This is a genomic window from Leptolyngbya sp. 7M (genome assembly GCF_018128485.1).
In genome coordinates this window covers 5,933,105-5,952,205 of record NZ_CP070897.1, presented here as the reverse complement: position 1 = coordinate 5,952,205, position 19,101 = coordinate 5,933,105, and the positions used below count along the sequence as shown (strand labels likewise).

16 protein-coding genes and 3 pseudogenes are annotated in these 19,101 nt (G+C 51.8%); 11 read left to right on the top strand and 8 right to left on the bottom strand.

The window, feature by feature from the left end; genetic code table 11:
• The first annotated feature begins 360 nt into the window (after nt 1-360).
• From murI to JVX88_RS31505, 4 genes are all read left to right on the top strand, one after another.
• The gene (murI, locus tag JVX88_RS31520) at nt 361-1,173 is read left to right on the top strand and encodes a glutamate racemase (RefSeq protein WP_211622360.1); all 813 of its coding nucleotides are present in this window, start codon (nt 361-363) and stop codon (nt 1,171-1,173) included.
• A 4-nt stretch (nt 1,174-1,177) separates the two neighbouring features.
• On the top strand, nt 1,178-1,642 hold the full coding sequence (locus JVX88_RS31515) for a CBS domain-containing protein (protein ID WP_211622359.1): 465 nt from the start codon (nt 1,178-1,180) through the stop codon (nt 1,640-1,642).
• Nucleotides 1,643-1,806: 164 nt separating this feature from the next.
• Nucleotides 1,807-2,406: a hypothetical protein gene (locus JVX88_RS31510; RefSeq protein WP_317134510.1), complete on the top strand. Its 600-nt coding sequence runs from the start codon at nt 1,807-1,809 to the stop codon at nt 2,404-2,406.
• 622 nt (nt 2,407-3,028) lie between these two features.
• A complete protein-coding gene (locus tag JVX88_RS31505) occupies nt 3,029-3,859 on the top strand; it encodes an MBOAT family O-acyltransferase (RefSeq protein ID WP_211622358.1) in 831 nt (276 codons plus the stop codon).
• Nucleotides 3,860-4,106: 247 nt separating this feature from the next.
• Here JVX88_RS31505 and JVX88_RS31495 read toward each other — a convergent pair whose 3' ends face one another.
• The 3 genes from JVX88_RS31495 to JVX88_RS39635 form a co-directional block, all read right to left on the bottom strand.
• Complete coding sequence (locus JVX88_RS31495; RefSeq protein WP_211622357.1) at nt 4,107-4,352, bottom strand: DUF4926 domain-containing protein; 246 nt, start codon at nt 4,350-4,352, stop codon at nt 4,107-4,109.
• A gap of 18 nt (nt 4,353-4,370) precedes the next feature.
• Complete coding sequence (locus JVX88_RS31490) at nt 4,371-4,703, bottom strand: DUF6883 domain-containing protein (RefSeq protein ID WP_211622356.1); 333 nt, start codon at nt 4,701-4,703, stop codon at nt 4,371-4,373.
• A gap of 73 nt (nt 4,704-4,776) precedes the next feature.
• Entirely contained in the window at nt 4,777-6,333 is a 1,557-nt protein-coding gene (locus tag JVX88_RS39635; RefSeq protein ID WP_225931239.1) for a hypothetical protein, read from the bottom strand.
• 118 nt (nt 6,334-6,451) lie between these two features.
• On the opposite strand from JVX88_RS39635, the gene JVX88_RS31480 reads away from it, so the two are divergent.
• Both JVX88_RS31480 and JVX88_RS31475 read left to right on the top strand, forming a co-directional pair.
• Nucleotides 6,452-7,885, top strand: a complete 1,434-nt coding sequence (locus JVX88_RS31480; RefSeq protein ID WP_263975335.1) for a HAMP domain-containing protein — start codon at nt 6,452-6,454, stop codon at nt 7,883-7,885.
• A gap of 165 nt (nt 7,886-8,050) precedes the next feature.
• Nucleotides 8,051-8,338: a DUF5340 domain-containing protein gene (locus tag JVX88_RS31475; RefSeq protein WP_211622355.1), complete on the top strand. Its 288-nt coding sequence runs from the start codon at nt 8,051-8,053 to the stop codon at nt 8,336-8,338.
• Between the two features lie 820 nt (nt 8,339-9,158).
• Here the strand turns inward: JVX88_RS31475 and JVX88_RS31470 are convergent.
• Nucleotides 9,159-10,745 (bottom strand): DNA polymerase, encoded by a 1,587-nt coding sequence (locus tag JVX88_RS31470; RefSeq protein ID WP_211622354.1) that lies wholly within the window; start codon nt 10,743-10,745, stop codon nt 9,159-9,161.
• 156 nt (nt 10,746-10,901) lie between these two features.
• Between JVX88_RS31470 and JVX88_RS31465 the strand changes: the two genes are divergently transcribed.
• Both JVX88_RS31465 and psbU read left to right on the top strand, forming a co-directional pair.
• Entirely contained in the window at nt 10,902-11,108 is a 207-nt protein-coding gene (locus JVX88_RS31465; protein WP_036002709.1) for an RNA-binding S4 domain-containing protein, read from the top strand.
• A gap of 121 nt (nt 11,109-11,229) precedes the next feature.
• Entirely contained in the window at nt 11,230-11,652 is a 423-nt protein-coding gene (gene psbU / locus JVX88_RS31460) for a photosystem II complex extrinsic protein PsbU (protein WP_211622353.1), read from the top strand.
• Nucleotides 11,653-11,910: 258 nt separating this feature from the next.
• Here the strand turns inward: psbU and JVX88_RS31455 are convergent.
• From JVX88_RS31455 to JVX88_RS31445, 3 genes and pseudogenes are all read right to left on the bottom strand, one after another.
• Nucleotides 11,911-12,237, bottom strand: a pseudogene (locus JVX88_RS31455) (heat-inducible transcriptional repressor HrcA); the annotation flags it as partial.
• 216 nt (nt 12,238-12,453) lie between these two features.
• Nucleotides 12,454-12,810: a rhodanese-like domain-containing protein gene (locus JVX88_RS31450; protein WP_211622352.1), complete on the bottom strand. Its 357-nt coding sequence runs from the start codon at nt 12,808-12,810 to the stop codon at nt 12,454-12,456.
• A 275-nt stretch (nt 12,811-13,085) separates the two neighbouring features.
• Nucleotides 13,086-13,814 (bottom strand): M16 family metallopeptidase, encoded by a 729-nt coding sequence (locus tag JVX88_RS31445; protein ID WP_211622351.1) that lies wholly within the window; start codon nt 13,812-13,814, stop codon nt 13,086-13,088.
• 531 nt (nt 13,815-14,345) lie between these two features.
• On the opposite strand from JVX88_RS31445, the gene JVX88_RS44600 reads away from it, so the two are divergent.
• Complete coding sequence (locus JVX88_RS44600; RefSeq protein WP_225931788.1) at nt 14,346-15,644, top strand: 2Fe-2S iron-sulfur cluster-binding protein; 1,299 nt, start codon at nt 14,346-14,348, stop codon at nt 15,642-15,644.
• A 414-nt stretch (nt 15,645-16,058) separates the two neighbouring features.
• Here JVX88_RS44600 and JVX88_RS44595 read toward each other — a convergent pair.
• Nucleotides 16,059-16,835, bottom strand: a pseudogene (locus JVX88_RS44595) (pentapeptide repeat-containing protein); the annotation flags it as partial.
• A 575-nt stretch (nt 16,836-17,410) separates the two neighbouring features.
• On the opposite strand from JVX88_RS44595, the gene ureG reads away from it, so the two are divergent.
• Both ureG and JVX88_RS31430 read left to right on the top strand, forming a co-directional pair.
• Complete coding sequence (ureG, locus tag JVX88_RS31435; protein ID WP_211622349.1) at nt 17,411-18,058, top strand: urease accessory protein UreG; 648 nt, start codon at nt 17,411-17,413, stop codon at nt 18,056-18,058.
• Nucleotides 18,059-18,190: 132 nt separating this feature from the next.
• Nucleotides 18,191-18,727: pseudogene (locus tag JVX88_RS31430) on the top strand (transporter substrate-binding protein); the annotation flags it as partial.
• Nucleotides 18,728-19,101 lie beyond the last annotated feature (374 nt).

Here is a 19,101-nt window from a genome sequence, read left to right as displayed (position 1 = left end):
ATAAGCAAACTTTTATCGGTTGAGGAGTATAACGATGATTGTCTGGATCAACTGCGCCCTACGCTGCGAATTCTTAGGTATCGCAGTCAGCCCGTTTAATCAGCGGATGTCCCTCTGTTGAATGGGCTTAAGTGAGCTGCAATCGCAACACTACCGATGACACGATGCTGTCTTTATCATCATCGTATTGATCATTGGCTGGGGTTGGTTGCTGAGGTTAAAGGTGCTCAGCAACATTAGCAGTCCATTTCGAAATCCTTTGATACCGATGTGATGCCCCGTTTTCCCGCTGTCCTGTATTTTCTTCGGTAGAGGGGCCGGGTGCTGTTATTGATATCCAGGCAATTTGCTTCGAATCTTATGAATCCATCTCTTTCTGATCAATCCTTCCAATTCACAGCTTCGGCTGCCCGTGATCTCCAACGAGCTAAGATTGGCATCTTCGACAGTGGAGCAGGCGGTCTGACAGTTTTACGAGAACTGTATCGCCAATTGCCTAACGAATCGATCCTTTACTTTGGAGACACAGCCCGCCTACCCTACGGAATCCGTTCTCAAGCAGAGATTCTACAGTACGTGCGAGAAATCCTGATTTGGATGCTGCAACAGAACGTCAAGATGGTGGTGATGGCGTGTAACACAAGTTCTGCTTTGGCCTTAGAGATAGTGCGTTCAGAATTTGGTATTCCGATTTTGGGCATTATCTTGCCAGGAGCGCGAGCTGCTGTTCAGATGGGCAAACGAATTGGTGTAATTGCTACTCCTGCAACGGCTGACAGCAATGCCTACCGACAGGCGATTCAAGAAATTGATGCGACGGCCCAAGTATGGCAAGTCGGCTGTCCAGAATTTGTGCCCCTTGTAGAAAACAATCGTATTCACGACCCCTACACCCGCCAAATTGCGCAGGAATATCTTGCTCCTTTACTGGAGCAACGAATTGATACGCTGATCTATGGTTGCACCCACTACCCCCACTTGGCTCCAGTGATTAAATCGATCGTGCCGCGCTCGGTGAAGTTGATCGATCCAGCGGTGCCTTGGTTTTTTGGTTTCTCTGCGCTTCAGTTTCCTTTGGTTGGTGCTGCTGGGTTGGTTTGGCATTCGGCGGGCCAGTGCTTATCAGCGGGTGATTGCTCTACAGGAAGTGATGCTACAAATTCCGGCCTCTGAAGCTATGACTCGCGACTTCAAACAGGTGGATGCCAATTTGCCCCTGAGTGAATTTACTGCTACCTATCTGACAGATGACCCCGACTCAGTAATCTACTATGCCGAAACCAGCGGGCGCTATGTCGGCTTGGTCCAAGTAGAGGCGCTTCGCTCGATCGAACGCAGTCTCTGGGATTTCCAAACGGTGCAGGCTATCGTTCAACCCCTAGAGGAATTGCCGACGGTCAACGAATCTACGTCCCTAGCGCAGGTGATCGATCAGCTCGAAACAGAGCAGGTGCCTCGATTGTCAGTATTGTCCTCTGCAGGGGCAGTGGTGGGTGTCATTGACCGGGCTGATGTAGTGCGGGCATTAGCCACCAAACTGCGCCTTCTAGTGCCCGAAACCGTAATTCAGCAAATTAAAACCGAGTCCCAGTTCCCGGATAATCTTCAGTTGCAGGGTGTGGCGAGGGATGCGTTGCGGTAGGAAGCGATGGGGAGGTGGAGCTGGAATCATGAAATTGCGTCAAGATAGAATGCAGCGTACAAGTGTTTAGGTTTTTGTTCCTCTGTATCTGTAAATGAACAATATCTACAACACCCCAACTCGCTCCTCCCATTCCAAATTGCGAATTTTAAATTTGAATCAATATGACCGATGTTGACCTGTCCCAACAGCCTGAATTGCTGAACGATCTGCCGAATCGTTTGGTGAAGCATGCGGTGCGCTATGCCGATCACCGGTCGGTAAACTGGGACGATCTGACGCCGATGATGCGGCACTATGTGGAGCTAAAGGATCAGTATCCTCATGCGCTGTTGCTGTACCGGGTGGGGGATTTTTTTGAAACCTTCTTCCAGGATGCAATTACGGTGGCGCGGGAGCTGGAGCTGGTGCTGACGGCAAAAGATGGCGGTCAAAAAGTCGGTAAAGTGCCGCTATCGGGCATTCCTCACCATGCGTTGGATCGCTACTGTGCGCTGTTGGTGGAGCGGGGCTATGCGGTGGCGATCTGCGACCAAACCGAAGACGCAGCCGATGTGCAAGGGCGGCTGGTCCAGCGAGAAGTCACACGAGTGATTACGCCGGGAACCGTTCTGGAAGAGGGAATGCTGAATGCCAGACGGAATAACTTTTTGGCGGCAGTGGTGATTGCTGGGACCCATTGGGGATTGGCCTACGCGGATGTTTCAACGGGCGAATTTTTGACTACTCAATCGACGCAGCTAGAGCAGTTGAGTTTCATTTAGAAAGCTGTCAGATGGCGTGCGCCTCTTGGGCCTGCCAGTCTGCTCGTCATTTTTACCCATAATCGCCGATATTTATCAGAATTGTTCTATTCATACCGAGAGAACATGAGCAAGCTGTGAGCCTGAGCGAACACAGCAGCAATAGATTTGATACGTAGAGCCAAATGTTGCGGAAATGTCGTCTGTTCGTTGACAGCGATTTGTTGGCTAATCGGAACCGTGTAGTAAAACATCAATAGTTCTACTGGTTACTAGGTTCGGCTGAAGTTACTGGACTTTAGTGCTATCGCCTTGGCACGCAATGTTGCATTTAGCTAGGGTCTGTTCAGAGTTCTGTGTCAGCCCAGCTTTTGACTTCGCACTTCTCCCAGCCGCGAATCAATTGCGGGCTAATAGGGGAAGTCTGCTCTAGGCGAAGCTTTCCCGCAGGATGGCAAACAAGAGGTTTCAGTGCACTAAAGTGTATTGCCATTGTGCTTTAGTGTGCTTGCTAATGTACTTACTAATGTACTTGCTTTCCCGGCCAGTGATTCATCTACAGACAGCTAAGCAATGCAGAAAATCTACATCACCATTTATTGTTAGCCTCACTTAAATCAATCTGATCTTTACTCATAAACCAATGCTATTCAATTCCTATATCTTCATTTTGGGATTTCTGCCAATCACAACGGTTGTATTCTTTTACCTCACTCGCCGCTACTCGCCCCAAATTGCCAAAATCTGGTTGACGCTAGCTTCTTTGTTCTTTTATGGCTATTGGAATATTGCCTATCTGCCCCTGCTCGTCTTATCAATATTGTTCAATTATTATCTGGGGAAATACATTGGCCATGCAAAACCACAAAGTCGTCATGCAAAAGCGCTGCTCTGGTTAGGAATTGGCTGTAATTTAGGATTGATTGCCTACTATAAATATGCTGGTTTTTTTGCCGCGTCGGTTAGTGGCTTATTTAACCTCAATTTAGTGATCCCAATCATTATTTTGCCGTTGGGTATTTCGTTTTATACTTTTACCCAAATTGCCTATTTAGTAGATTGCTACCGGCAAGAAACCAAAGATTATGATTTTCTCACCTATATCCTATTTATCTCCTTCTTTCCCCAGCTCATTGCAGGTCCATTGCTGCTCCACAGCGAGCTGATTCCCCAGCTAGAAGATGCTAAAACCTATACGCTCTCATTCAAAAATCTATCGATGGGATTGACCTGGTTTTTCCTGGGTCTGGCTAAGAAACTACTCATTGCAGACGCTGTTGCACCTTGGGCCAATGCCGCATTTGAAAATGCCGCCAATGCTGGTTTTTTTCAGGCTTGGGTTAGTGCCTTGAGTTACACGCTCCAGCTCTTGCAGCCGGTCCAGCGCTTCTCGCCAGAGGCCGCGATAGACCAAATCATTCCATTCTGGAATCAGGTTGTTGATCGGGCAACCGCTGGCCATGCCGCTGATTAAGGTACCCGTGTGGCAGAAGGGAGTGCCGCAGTCCATGCAGCGAGCGCCTTGGGTGCGCAGTCGGTCTTCGGGCATTGGCAGATGAAATTCATCCCAGTTGCGAATCCGGTCTAGGGGAGCGATTTCCGAGGGCAGTTCGCGCAGAAATTCGATGAAGCCAGTTGGTTTTCCCATGGGTGTGTTCTCTTGTTGGAATGTATATCAGGATTTATGTCAGCAGTGAATCAGCAGAATTAGATGAATTTGGTTAGGCGGCATTCTCAATTAATCTGACCGTTGGACGGTCTGCACGGGTAGGCGCGCGCAGAAAACTTTCAGGTAGCGTAACTACAGCTACGGTATTGCCCACCATGTCAAAGAATTCTACGCTGTAACCAGGTTCTGTTCCTTCAACTTGGTGCCGTTCGACAACTGTTCCAACATCACCTGCACAAAGCCCTTCCTCGGGTAAGTCACGTAGCAAAATAACATCTGAGAAAAGTTCGTAGCCCATAGTAGCTCTGCTAACTGGTTAATCAGGGATTAATGTGATTAGCCGTGGAACGTCGGCTCCTTGATCAATTTGCCAAACTGTTCTCACAGCCAGAAACCTTCCTGTGGGTGTCAGAATCGGAGCGCTGATTTCATAGCGAGTTCCATAGTCAGTCTCCCTGAGCGTATCGACCTCTTTTGACAAATGAGCAGTCCGGATATCTTGTTCTAATTGTTGCCAGTTTGCTTGTGAATATCCAGATTGAATCAATAGCTTGGCCTTGGTTCCTCCTCGTTTGTGGTTTGGATTTAGCAGGTAATGAATGAGTTTACTTGACTCAATCACAGCACGCTCGTGGTTGGGAAGCTGCATCTAGGGCGTTCATTCTAAATTTGCCGAGATTGTCAGCAGGGCAGGCATCCCCACCCTACCGGAACCGTTTAACCTAGCTTCCCCCAATCCGAGCCACATCGCGGGCGTTGGCTTCAAAGGCAGCGGTCAGGGCTTCGTCGCCGCTCAAGCCAGAGGCGAGGGCATCTTGGAGTGCCTGTAAAACTCGCTTGTAGTCTCTGGGCATTACCTTGACGAACTTTGGCACCATTTCTGACCAGTTGGCAATCACTTGAGCCGCTTTTTGGCTTTGCGTGTAAGTGGCGTGGCGTTGAATCATTTGGTAGAGGTCGGCAATTTCTTCCGGTTCCTCCAGGGTTTCCAGCCCCACCATTTGGGTGTTGCAGCGGAGCGGGAAGTCGCCGGTTTCGTCCAGGACATAGGCAACACCGATCACGGCATTAACACTAAGCACGAAGGCAGGTGACATGCGATTGATCCAGGGTCGGGCACCGTAGGCAAAGAATGTCCAAAATGAGGCAATGGTAAATAGAGTAAAGATCACATGCTGCGTCTGCTGCCCTGAAGTCACATACCCCTGCCAGATTCTGTAACGACGATAGAGCTTCTCCAGGGTTATTCCCAAGGTGAAAGTAATAGTAACTAGAACAGCAAAGGTGATGAATACAGCAATCACCTTGGGAATAGGGATGGCATGGCCGTAGATGAAGAAGCCGATGTCGAGAATGTTGGCTACTTGCTCAGCTTCGTGCGTCCATAGTCCTGTAAAGTAGTAATCCCAATTGCCGGCATAAAGAAAGTAGTAGAGGTAGAACGCGATCACCATGCCAATATAACCGTATTGTACGAGTCTGCGCCCCGGTTTATTGAATTCTGTCCAGTAGGTTTTCTCGGCATCAATGTCGATACAAGGCATTTTGCAACTGACACAGGCGCTTTGCTCTAAACCGGTAGCCGAATCCACGGTACGGCACATCGACTGGGTAATGGCTGGTTTTGGTGCTAGATGGGCTTGGCTCCCGAATAGTGCCCTCGGTCCCGTATAAACGGTCTGAACAGGAGCCATCGGACAAAAGTAATTGCACCAGCTTTTGCCAGCATAGAGATAGCCAACTAGCACAGCGCAAAAAATGCTGAAGACTAGAAAAATAAATAGGGCCACGCGATCCGAATTGACCAATAAAATGCGCACCCCCAGACCAATGATGAACAGAACCGACTGAACATAGAGGTGATTCCTTCCCAACCAGGATCGTTCGCCAATCGTAACGAGTTCAGAACGCACTTCCCCTGTCACAGGATCACTCACATAACGGCGTCGCTGAATACCAAGAGCACGAGGAATTTGAGATAAAAAAGATAGTGGGCAAATTCGCCGCCAAAATTCATGGCCGAACACTAATAGGATAAAGATTCCGGCTGGAACGATCATCGCCCACCAAATCAGGGCACCCATTGCATAAGGGTCCTGTATAATACAGGCTTCCCGGATCTTGACACACTGTTCTGGATCGAAATTAAGTTCTGGCTTCAGCCGAAATGGACTAGCTAGATTGCTGGGATCGGTGAAGTAGGGAGTAATCGGGTCGTAAAGCAAAGAGAAAATTAGCAGAAACCATCCGAGTACTAAGACCCACCGAACCCAATGCATTGTTCGTTCTGAGACTTTGTGTAACATAGGGATACTCATTCTAGTTGGGTTAATTTTGTCTGATCGCTTGCGTTTTAGCAGCGTTATTACTTGGTTTGTTCCTTTACACCACAAAAATATGCTGACTGCGCTATCGCTAGTGGGTACCGAAGGCAAGTTGGGCGTGCAGGCTCAGGTTCCTGGCGTGGGGGGTACCTGGAAGGACTTGACCGATTCGGTGAACCTGATGGCGGGCAACCTGACGGCGCAGGTACGCAACATCGCGGAAGTGACAACCGCAGTAGCGAATGGAGATCTGTCCAAGAAAATCACCGTGGACGTGAAGGGCGAAATCCTGGAGCTGAAAGACACAATCAACGTGATGGTAGACCAGCTCAACTCCTTCGCTTCAGAAGTGACGCGGGTCGCCCGTGAGGTGGGAACGGAAGGCAAGCTGGGCGTGCAGGCTCAGGTCTCTGGGGTGGCCGGCACCTGGAAGGACCTCACCGACTCGGTCAACTCGATGGCCGGCAACCTCACCGCGCAGGTACGCAACATCGCGGAAGTGACAACCGCAGTAGCGAATGGAGATCTGTCCAAGAAAATCACCGTGGACGTGAAGGGCGAGATTCTGGAGCTGAAAAACACCGTCAACACCATGGTGGACCAGCTCAACTCCTTTGCTTCGGAAGTGACACGGGTGGCGCGGGAAGTGGGTGCGGAAGGTAAGTTGGGTGGACAGGCGGAAGTGCGGGGTGTGGCCGGCACCTGGAAAGACCTGACCGACTCGGTGAACTTCATGGCTGGCTCGCTCACGGCGCAGGTACGGAATATTGCCGAAGTCACAACCGCGGTGGCGAACGGCGACCTCTCGAAGAAAATTACCGTGGACGTGAAGGGCGAAATCCTGGAGCTGAAGAACACAATCAGCATCATGGTGGACCAGCTCAACTCGTTTGCGTCCGAAGTAACGCGGGTCGCCCGTGAGGTGGGCACCGAAGGCAAGCTGGGGGTGCAGGCGGAAGTCCGCGGCGTGGCGGGTACCTGGAAAGGCCTGACTGATTCAGTCAACTCGATGGCGGGCAACCTGACGGCGCAGGTGCGCAACATTGCCGAAGTCACAACCGCGGTGGCAAACGGCGACCTCTCGAAGAAAATTACCGTCGATGTGAAGGGTGAAATTCTAGAGCTGAAGAACACGATTAACACCATGGTGGACCAGCTCAGCTCCTTTGCCTCAGAGGTGACGCGGGTAGCCCGTGAGGTGGGCACCGAAGGCAAGTTGGGCGTGCAGGCAGAAGTCCGGGGTGTGGCCGGCACCTGGAAAGACCTCACCGACAATGTCAACTCGATGGCCAGTAACCTGACCGGACAGGTGCGAAATATTGCTGAGGTGGCAACGGCAATCGCGAACGGCGACCTCTCGAAGAAAATTACTGTGCAGGTGAAAGGCGAAATCCTGGAGCTGAAGAACACGATCAACATCATGGTGGACCAGCTCAGTGCCTTTGCTTCGGAAGCGGCGATTGCTCAGCTCTTTGAAGACCAGTGGGTGGACTGGGTCCAAGATTAGGTTTCAGTTAGGTTTCAGTTAGGTTTCAGTACCGGTATGACGGTATCGCTCCGGATCACCATGATTGCTGTTCACGCGATGGCCGTAACCAGATGACCGTAATCAGTAGCTGGGCACTTTCCCAGATTCGTGCTTAGATTGACGTATTCCTAAACCGCAGGCTGCATGGATCCTATTCCTCTTCCATCCCACATCCATTACGAACTCTTGCTGCAACTTTTGGAACGCCAGACCATGCATGCCATTGGTCGCAAATCACCCCAGCAAGAACAGTTGCATGAGCTAATCGTCACGTTGCGCAAAGCATTTACTCAGCAAAAGCAGCTAGAAGAGAGCTGTGAGCGGGCTAGTCTACCGGTCGATTACCGCTGGTCACTGAATCAAGCCATAGCTGATCAAGCGCCTTCTGCACCCGCTGCACCCAACAGTACTCCGTCTCAGCCCAGCCTCTAGCACTGCTCATTAAATCTTCACAACAAATTAATGGCACGGCTGATGAAAACCAGGCGGATGCTATAGACTGTTCATGCAATGAGCTGTCTGTTAGATTCGTTGAGCACTATTCGGAGGTTTGCACTCATTGGACCTGGCATCCGATCGTGAATTGGCTGGTGAATCGTTCCAGGGAGCGCCGCTGGCTCCTGTTGATTTGACTGGCGATGGTGAAACCGAGCTGAGCCAAGCGAGCCAAACTGCTTCCAAGTCGGTGGACCTGACCGTGGCCGACTACCAAGCGCTGCTAGATGAACTAGCTCAGGCGCAAGCCCTTGACCGAGAACGCTGCACTCGGATTCGGCATCTGGAACAAGCACTGGACCAGGCCTTGCTCTATTTAGAAGAATTGCGCTCCCAGGTGCAACATCAGCAGCTTCTAGAAACCCAACTCGCTAATACCGAAGATTACGCCTCGGTGCAGCAACAGGCGATTGTGCGGCTAAAGCTTCAGATCGTTGAACAGCAGCAGGCCCTTGATGCCCAAATTCTGGAAACCCAACAGCGCGATCAGGCGATTCAGGAGCTGCTCGCCACAATTGAAAATATGACCCAAGCGCAGCAGCGAGAGGTGGAACGGTTGCGGTCCCGCTTGGCCCAAGATCAGCTAGAGGTACAGACGCATCGCAGTCGCTTGGGCAAACATCTGCAAGATTTGCAATCGGCCCTGAAGTCGCGGCAGCAGCGCGTTTCTGAACTAGAGGCCGAAACCCTGGCGGCCCGAACGCTTAGCAGCCGTCTGCAAGGCCAGCTCGAAATGGCACATCAGCAGATCAAAGAATTATCGACTCGCCTGTCGCAAAACCGCTCGCCGGGAATATTCGCGGTTGAATCGCTCGATGAAGACTTTGGCATCGGCGGTTTTGAACCCAGACTCGCGGGCAAAGCGCTGCGCTCCCATACCGTGGATGACACCAAAGTTGATCACCTTTGCTAACCGGCGTTCTTCGGGACTAATCTCGTCTTTCTGAAACAGCAAGCGAGCCGTCAGGGTGTGAATATCTTGGTTATTTTGGTAGGTTTCCAGCAGGACCGGCTCCTGACTCAGATGCGCCAGAATCCGCAGTTCAATTTGGGAATAATCGGCGGCCACCATCAGCCAACCGGGTTCGGGGATAAAGGCAGCGCGGATTTGACGACTAAAAGCAGTCCGAATTGGAATATTTTGTAAATTGGGATTCGAGGACGATAAACGCCCGGTTGAGGTAATTGCTTGGTTAAAGTCAGTGTGAACTCGCTCAGTATCTGAACGAACAAGCGCTGGTAACGCATCGACATAAGTTGACTTTAATTTTGACAGGGTGCGATACTCGACGATTGCGTCTACAACAGGATGATCGCCTTGCAGTTTTTCCAGCGTGGCGGCATCGGTAGAATAACCGGTTTTGGTTTTGCGTGATTTTTTGCGGTCCAGGCCCAGCTTGTTAAACAGTAATTCGCTGAGCTGTTTGGGAGAACCGAGGCTAAAGGTTTCACCTGCGGCTGCATAAGCCTGCTGCTCGATGTTAACCAAATCTTGCTCTAGCTTCTGCGAGAACTGGCGTAGATACTCCTGGTCAATGCGAATACCGTGGTACTCCATTTCGGCGAGCACGGGTTCCAGCGGCTGCTCTACCTCTAGCAGCAATTGATGCAGATCAGGAAATTGCTCCAACTCGGCTCGCAGTTTGGGCACGAGCTGAAACACTAGATAGGCGTCCATACCGCAGTATGTCGCTACGGGCGGTATATCTAAATCAGCGATACTTTTGCCCTTTGCCACTAAATCGGTGTAGCTCTGAGAGAGCAAATCTAGATAGCGCAAGCCCAAATCACTCAGGTTATGGCTGGTTTCAGGATTGAGCACATAGCTGGCTAGCATCGTATCAAACACGACGCCCTTCAGCTCAATGCCTTGCCGCCGCAGCACTAGCCGGTCATATTTGGCGTTTTGCAGCGCTTTGGGATACTGGTCGCTTTCCCAAATGGGCCGCAGCGAGTCCAGCACTAGGGATTTATCCAGATTGCCACCAGCTTGGTGCCCAACTGGAATATAGGCCATATCGGTTAAGCCAACTCCCCAGCAGCAGCCAATCCCAACCAGCTCAGCGTCGAGCGGATCCAGCGAAGTGGTCTCGGTGTCCCAGGCGACGGGAGTGGCAGCATCGGTATGGGTGAGGAGCCGATCCACCAGTTGGTGCAGCAGGTTCATCACCGCTTGCGTGATTGACAGGTTACCGGAGGTGCAGAGCACGATCACCCGATGACCTGGAGCGGAAAAGTCGAACAGCTTTTGGTAGGTTGAAATGTAGTCCACACCGGCATTGGTGCGCGAATCTGCCGCCATTACGAGGCCGTAGCGGGTGACAATTCCGAGACAGTAGGTCATGGAAGAAAAATTAACGATTAGCAACGCTCCTTCCAATCTTACGACTAGCGATTGGTTTTGCTTTTGGCGCTACGCTAAATCTAGACTTGCATCTCAATCTGCATCTCAACCTGCACCTAAATCTGTTTTATAGAATCGTGTTGTGGAGTCGCTCAAATGACGGCCAATCCAAATAGCATCAAACTCGATCAGTTCCTGAAATGGGTAGGAGTGGTTCAGACCGGCGGCGAGGCAAAGCTGCTGATTCAGCAGGGGCAGGTGAGCGTGAATGGCGCGGTAGAAACCCGACGCGGACGGAAGCTAGTGGAAGGGGACCGGGTTGCCGTTTTTGGCGAACGCTTTGTTGTGGGTGGACTCGACTGATTTCTCTCAGGGTTCTCTCTCTAAAGTGGGGATGAATAATGATAGTCTCTAAGTAAATGCTGTGTGTACAAAAAAGTTTAGTATGAAATTTGATCGACTAAGATTGGGAGGGATCAAACTGATGAAACGACTGCTTGGCGTGTTGGCGGCGCTCGGAGTCCTGTTGGCGGGCTTGGGATGGTTGGGACAGCCACAATCAGCGATGGCACTTGAGTGGAATAGCTTATCGTCCCCCATGCTGCTAGCCGTAGAACCCCGCAACCGCGCGGATGACAAATTGGCAACCGAATTTGGTAAAAAAATCGACTTGAACAATACCAACATTCGGGCGTTTATGGAGTACCCAGGGCTGTATCCGACCCTGGCCCGGAAAATTCTTCAAAATGCTCCCTTCGAGAAAGTGGATGATGTGCTGGATATGCCGGGATTGAGCCAGCGGCAGTTGGAAACTCTGCGGGCAAACATGGATAACTTCACGGTTTCTGCTCCAGAAGATGTATTCGTAGAAGGCGGCGACCGCTTCAACAACGGCATCTATCGTTAGGGCCGCAAAGTGGGATCGGGTTTACCTGACTCGCCATCTAACTCCTAGCGGGCATGTAGATATCGCTCTTGGGTATGGGGAGGTGCAGCCGGTGCTGTAACCTGTTCCACAATCTCCGAGGGCGATTTTTTGTACTCTATGAAATTGCGTAATCTGTAATAGCCTGTGTCCTATTCTGCATGGCCCGATTCTGGACAAACCACAGTTCGATTTGATGTGCTAGTGGTGGGTGGGGGAGCCGCTGGACTCTACACGGCGCGCTTCGATGCTCAATTCTTCCCAGTTGAGCTGGTCCGACAGAATCTGATCCACCTGTCGCGCCACCGTATCTGAAGGTGTCACGAGCTGATCCACATAAATCCGATAGCCCGAATCCGAAGGCACCCGTCCCGCTGACGTGTGGGGTTGATACAGCAGGCCAGATTTTTCCAGATAGCCCATCGCGTTGCGAATCGTAGCCGGACTGACTCGCGGATTAAACTCGTCTACCAACGCTTCGGACCCTACCGGGCGAGCAGTGGCAATATAGTGACGAACTGTGGCTCCAAGCACCTGTTGTTGACGAGCGCTGAGCTTGAATGGCATGGACATAGTAGAAACAATAAACAGATTTATTTATCGAGCAGATTCTAAATTCAAATCCAGCCAGATTTAGATTGATCTATCCAAACCCACTGAACCAGTGATGCTAGCACCTATGACACTACTGTAATCGGGTTGAGCTGGTTTTGGGGTGCCGTTTGTTCAGTTTCGGCAAAGCATGCGCCTTGTTTCGAGCTTCAATTCAGCCTTGGGTCAGCCTCAGTAGCGAGCAAGGGTGGAATCAACAACTGCCGCATATTCCTCAATTCCACCAGTCACGTTTTTGACACAGGTAAAGCCTTGATGCTGTAACCACTGACACATCTGAGCAGAACGGACTCCGTGATGACACAGCACAATAGTTTCGGCATGGGGGTCAAACTGGGTCTGAATCTGTCCCGACCAATTCGCGAATTGACTCAAGGGCAAGTTAACAAATCCGTCAATTTTGACAATCGCCACTTCATCTGGCTCACGTACATCAATCAATTGGAGACCGGGCTGGGTTGTCATCCGCTCTGCTAATTCGGTCACGCTAATGGCAGCAATGGGTGGGTTGAAGGACGCTGAAAACATGCAGGCTTCTAAGAGGTTTCAAAGTTTTAATGTGTGTCTTACTTATTCAACTTATCGGGTGAATTCCCCCGCTGCAAGTCTGAACTAAACTGAACTCTCGGTTTTGAATGATTCTAAAATTGGATTCAGTCCTTCGATTGACCATCCGATTAGCGATTGGCCTAATCATCAAAATGTCAATCCCCCGTTGTATCCGCTATGATCGCAGACTTAAGAGACAGAGGACTCGTGTATTTTCTGAGTTGCTATCCGCAAGCAGTTAAGCATCGCTAACTTTAAAAATGGGTTGAAGTGCGGATGCCCGTACTTGTTTTAGAGCGCATTATATGGGCTGTGGTAGAGGAGAGTTTGTCATGCTGAATAATATGCTGAATAAACTGGTTCAAGCGATTGTAATCACCTCCGCTGTCTACTTGACCATGCTCGTTAGTCAGCCTCAGCGGCCTGAGCTGTTCATCGAAATCAATCTGAGCGACGGTTTCCTCAGTTCCCAAGCTAGACATGGCATAGGGATGCTGACCGTAGAGGGCTTGCCGCAATTGACTATTAGCAACAGCAAAGGGCTGTTCCTGCATCGAGCGAATTCCTTGCAGCGTCAGCTTGCGCTCTAATTCCACCTCGTCTTCTGGAAACGAAGGAGACCGCACCAGTTCGGCCAACAGCTCCAACATTTCCGCAAAATCGCTAGAAACTGTCTTTAGGCTCATCAGGCAATAATCTGCCGCAGCATCGGCTCCTAGACTTGCACCCACCGACTCCACATGTTCGGCAATTTGCTGAGACGAGAGCCGCTCGGTACCTTTGGTAATCACCGACGACAGCAGATGGGACAATCCGGCTTGATGTAGGGGTTCGTAGCGGCCACCTGCTCGCACATATAACCGCGCTGCTACAATGTCTGCCGCTGGATTTGCCGCCGCTAAAACCACCATGCCGTTATGCAATACTGCACGGTGAATCGTTCTATCTTGTAACGAATGCTCAATTGTTTGTTGAATGGTCATTGGCTAAAGGGATGAGTTTTGAGGTTTGAATAAAATTGGTTGGTGGAGTTTAGACGCAGCAAGCGCGTAATTTCAAGGGCCAAATCAATATTTGAACATAGTATTTGAGCATAATTGCCGGATGCCCAATGAGATGCACGGTTGGACGCCTACGAGATGGTGCAAGGATGATAGATACGGGGGTTGAGCCAGGGATCAATTCAGGGACTGATGTATGTTTTGATTTACTCAACAGATTCAATTCAGCTAAATCGCACCCTCTAAAATTAGCTGCCGGAGTTGATCAGGATGTGTGAAAAGACGCAAATGATCGCCCAAACCGCTCCCCAGGAAGGTTGGAAATTGCAGCTTCCTTTTTGAAATCCACCAGGACCATCAGATAGGCAATTGTAGCCCTGCGGGCATCTCGGAAAAGGAGGCCAATAGAGCATCTTCAAGACTTCTCAGACATTTTCTAGCTGGGGTTGAGAAACTCAATCCCCAATTTATGAACTAATCTTAACAATCATTGGCAACTTACAGCATGCCAATATGGCAAGACCCTCAGGCTGGCTGCAAGACAACGGCAGCATAGCGCAACGGCGAGAGATACTGATCGGCAAGCTGCTGCAATTCTTCGGGTTGGAAAGACGAGATCACCTGAGGATAGGCCACCGCCAGTTCAGGTTGAGCAATTACACTGTAGTAGCCATAAAGACCGGCCAGTTGGCTCGCCGTTTCTGTCGAAAAGGCATAATCATTACACAGCAGCCGCTGACAGCGTTTCAATTCCACCTCACCCACTGGGGTCGTTGCCAATTCAGACAACCGATCGCCAATAACGACGAGACGCCGGGGATCAAGACCTTCAGGCTCGTCAACCCGACGGGCGGGCCAGTGCCCTTCGAGTTCCTCCCAGGGCAGTTCTTGACGCTCGCTGTGGCCCAGGCGGGCAGCACCACCAAGCGTTCGTACACGATCGCGTCTTCCGCCGAGCAGCGAGGATACGTGGAGATCACGGTCAAACGCGAGGAGAAGGGTGTGGTGTCGCGGTACCTGCACGACCGCGTCGCGCCGGGCGACCTGCAGCAGGTCGCCGCGCCGCAGGGACGCTTCACGTTCACGGGAGCCGAGGCGGACGGGATCGTGCTGATCGGCGGCGGCGTGGGCATCACTCCCCTGATGAGCGTGGTGCGATCGCTCACGGACAGGGGTTGGGACAAGGACATCTTCCTGCTGTTCGCCTGCCGCACCTCGGCGGACTTCGTGTTCCGGGAAGAACTCGAACACCTGCAGAAGCGGCACCCGAATCTGCACGTCGTCGCGACCATGTCCCGCGCCGACGGCACCGCATGGATGGGCCCGAAGGGCCGCATGACCAAGGAGCTCATCACTCAGTGGGTGCCGGACATCGCGCGTCGAAGGGTCCACCTCTGTGGCCCGGCGACCATGATGGACGCCACGCGCGCGATGCTGCTGGAGCTCGGCGTCCCCGGCGAGCAGATCCGCACCGAGGCCTTCGGCCCGGCGGGCAGCAAGGGCGACCGGCAGGCGACGGTCCAGGCCGCGATGGTCGAACCTTCGCCAGCGACGCCCGTGGTGGCATTCACCATCTCCAGCCGATCGGCGCCGTTGCCGGCGGGCACGAGCGTGCTCGAGGCCGCCGAGCACGTGGGTGTGGCGATCGACAACTCGTGCCGAGCGGGAACCTGCGGTCAATGCAAGGTCAGGCTCAGGAAGGGATCGGTGACAATGGCCGTCCAAGACGCGCTGTCGCCCGAGGAGAAGGCGAGCGGCATCGTCCTCGCGTGCCAGGCCCAGGCGACGACCAACCTCGAGGTGGAGGCCTGAGCGATGCAGGAACGCGAACGGGCCATCGCGACTGGATTGCTGCTGCTCCTTCTGGTGCTGGCGCTCGGGTTCTCCGTCCACCGCGACCCGCGTTTCCCGGGCAGCCTCGCGGGCGGCGTGCTGGGGATCTCCGCGGCCGCGCTGATGCTCGTGCCGCTGGCGTACCTCGTGGTCAAGCGCCTCCCGTTCCTCAAAGGACCGGTGACGCGTGTGGTGTCGATGCGCACCCTGCTGGCCGTCCACATCTACGCGGGCGTGCTCGGGCCGATCCTCGGCGTGTTGCACAGCGGGCACCGCTTCGAGAGCCCGCTGGGGATCGCGCTGACCGCGATGATGCTCATCGTCGCCGTGAGCACCTTCTAATGTGGCAATGCAGGAGGCAGACCTGCAATCACTGACTTGCCATAGCCTGATGGTGCCGTCTTCGCTACCGCTGGCCAAAAGCTGCCCATCGGGACTGAAGGCAACCATATGCACGCTGCTGGCATGTCCTGACAATACTTGCAGGCATTCACCGGTTTGAACATCCCATAGTTTGATGTAGGTATCATCACTGCAGCTGGCTAGTAGATTAGGCTGGGTAGGATTAAAGGTAACCGACCAGACCCAAGGGGCACGCCCTTCTGCCAGCGCTAGGAGCTGTTGCCCAGTGCTGACCTGCCAAACTTGGATGCCGCCATTACTGTCTGAGGTGGCTAGCAGGGTGCCATCTGGACTAAAAGCCGTGGCTAAAATGCCGCCAAAGGTTTCGGCAAAGATCGATTTGGTCAGATCTGCCTGGGCAAAATTAACGCGATGCAGATTGAGATTGGAAAGGTCGGCCTGCCAGATTTTGAGCCGGGAGAAGTCAGTTCCGGTTAGGTCAATGCGCAGATGACCCAGCAGATTGATTAAATTACCAGCGGCGTAATTAGATGCGCTGGTGTGACGGAGATGAGCGAGTAAAGCGTTGGCTCGTCCCAGCAGTTCTTGGGGGCTGAAGTGAATGCTAATCTGCTGGGCAACAAGTTCCAGAATTAGGCGGGTTTGGCTTTCCCGAATGTAGTCTCTAGCGGTAGCCTTGAGCAGGGCGTAGTTTTTCAGAAAGGTTAGCGGATGACGTAATTCTGTTTCTGACCAGAAGCCAGTATCGCTATTAACTGAGATAGCTAAGATATCCTGACAAATTCCTTCAATCAACTGCTCGGTCATATACTCCATGATGATTGGCTGCTGCGTAAAGCCATCCTCGTTTTTTTCAATCAAAGAGCGCCAGTATAGAGATTCTAACGCCTCCAGCAAGCGGCTCATGGGCACAAAGGGCACCAAATCAGCTTGCAGTTCCTGTACTGGTACAGGTTCCCGATTGATTGCCAACCAGTACATGATTTTGGTTTCCAGCTCCGAGAGGCGATGAATTTGCTGTTGCAGCAGGTTGCGCACACCGTTAAACACAATGGTTTGCTGTTGCAGAAAAGCATCAATTTTGCCACCACAGAGGTCCTGAATCGATGTGGCCGTAATCATCAAAGCCAGCGGATTGCCCTGATAGGACTGCACCAGACTAAATACTTGCTGGACGGGACCTACTAGCCCTTTGGCCTGCAATAATCGTGCTCCATCAGCTTGCGGTAAACCCGCTAGATTGAGAACGCGCACGGGCATCGTTTCGCCTTGCAGCATTGCCACCACGGCCGGCTTTTCTCGACTGGTGAGTACCACACTGCTCTGATGTTGCCCTGGCCGCCCTACAATGCAGAGCAGAGTTCGACTGGTGGAGTGAAAGCATGCAAACCTTTCGAGTGGGAATTGCTGGTCCGGTTGGGTCGGGAAAAACCGCGTTGGTGAATGTTTTGTGTCAGGCGCTGCGGGATGAATTTGAGATTGCCGTCGTCACCAACGACATCTATACCCAAGAAGATGCTCAGTTTTTGGTGCGGAGTCAGGCGCTAGAACGCGAGCGGATTGTGGGCGTAGAAACCGGAGGCTGCCCCCATACGGCAATTCGAGAAGATGCCTCGATCAACCTAGTGGCGATTGAACAGTTGGAACGCCAGTTTAATCATCTAGACCTGATCTTTGTGGAAAGCGGGGGTGACAATCTGGCTTCTACTTTCAGTCCAGAACTGGTGGATTTGACCATTTATGTGATTGATGTGGCAGCAGGTGACAAAATTCCTCGCAAAGGCGGACCGGGGATCACCAAATCCGATCTACTAGTAATCAACAAAATCGACTTAGCGCCCCTAGTGGGGGCTGATTTAGGGGTGATGGACCGAGATGCTCGCTGGATGCGAGGCGACAAACCATTTGTTTTCACAAATCTTAAAACGAAGCAGGGATTGGAGACAGTGATTGACCTAATCCGCTTACATATGGGAAACCATGCAGTTCCTGCATCAATATCCTCCTCTAGGGGATTGTCAGAGCAATAAAACTCACTGGAAAAAGTATGCTCCCCATCGAGAATTGTGTACTAGAATACAAATTTTCGATAAACCCGGACATACCATCGCTTAGTGCGGGTTTTCTCTATGCGTAACCCCCCAACAGGAGTAATAGATTCGATGACTAGGCAATTTGGTCGGCGTAAGTTTTTACTACATGGTTCTGCAACCTTAGGAACGAGCATCCTGCTCAAGGCTTGTGCTGGTGGCACCACAACGGGTACAGGTTCCGAATCTCCCGCAGCAGATGCTTCTCCAGCGGATTCGCCAGCCGCAGCGTCTGGAGGGGATACCATCAAAGTGGGTATCCTTCACTCGCTCAGCGGTACGATGGCGATCTCGGAAAAGAGCGTGGTGGATTCTACCGAACTGGCAATCGAAGAAATCAACAAGGCAGGCGGTTTGCTCGGTAAGCAAATCGAGGCGGTCAAGGAAGATGGAGCTTCGGATTGGCCTACCTTTGCAGAGAAAGCCAGAAAGCTGATCGATGAAGATCAGGTCGTGGTGATCTTTGGCTGCTGGACCTCAGCTAGCCGGAAAGCAGTTTTGCCTGTGTTTGAAGAAAAGAACCACATGCTGTTCTACCCGGTGCAGTATGAAGGGCAGGAATGCTCCAAAAACATCTTTTACACCGGTGCCGCACCCAACCAGCAGAGTCGGTACGTTTGCAGTATTCGTCGCATTGAAAGAATACCGGATGTTCACTCGCTATCTGTGGAGCAGTGAATTTCGAGACATTGCAGGAGTCGGAGAGCGCCCAGCCTGGACTCCTGCCAACATGATCGCCACCCTACTGATCTTGATTGGCACTGTCACGCTAGTATCGCTGATCATCCGATTACTATAAACCACAAAAGAGACAAACCGTTGCACAAACGGAATACAGAATCAGCGATGGAATTCATCGCACCGATAGAACACTCTTTGTATGTATTTATTAACGTTCTGAAACTGCTGATGGAGACGATCGCAGCTATCTGCGCGTTGGTGGGTTTAATATCAACCAGTTGTTGCAATTGCTGCTCCCATCC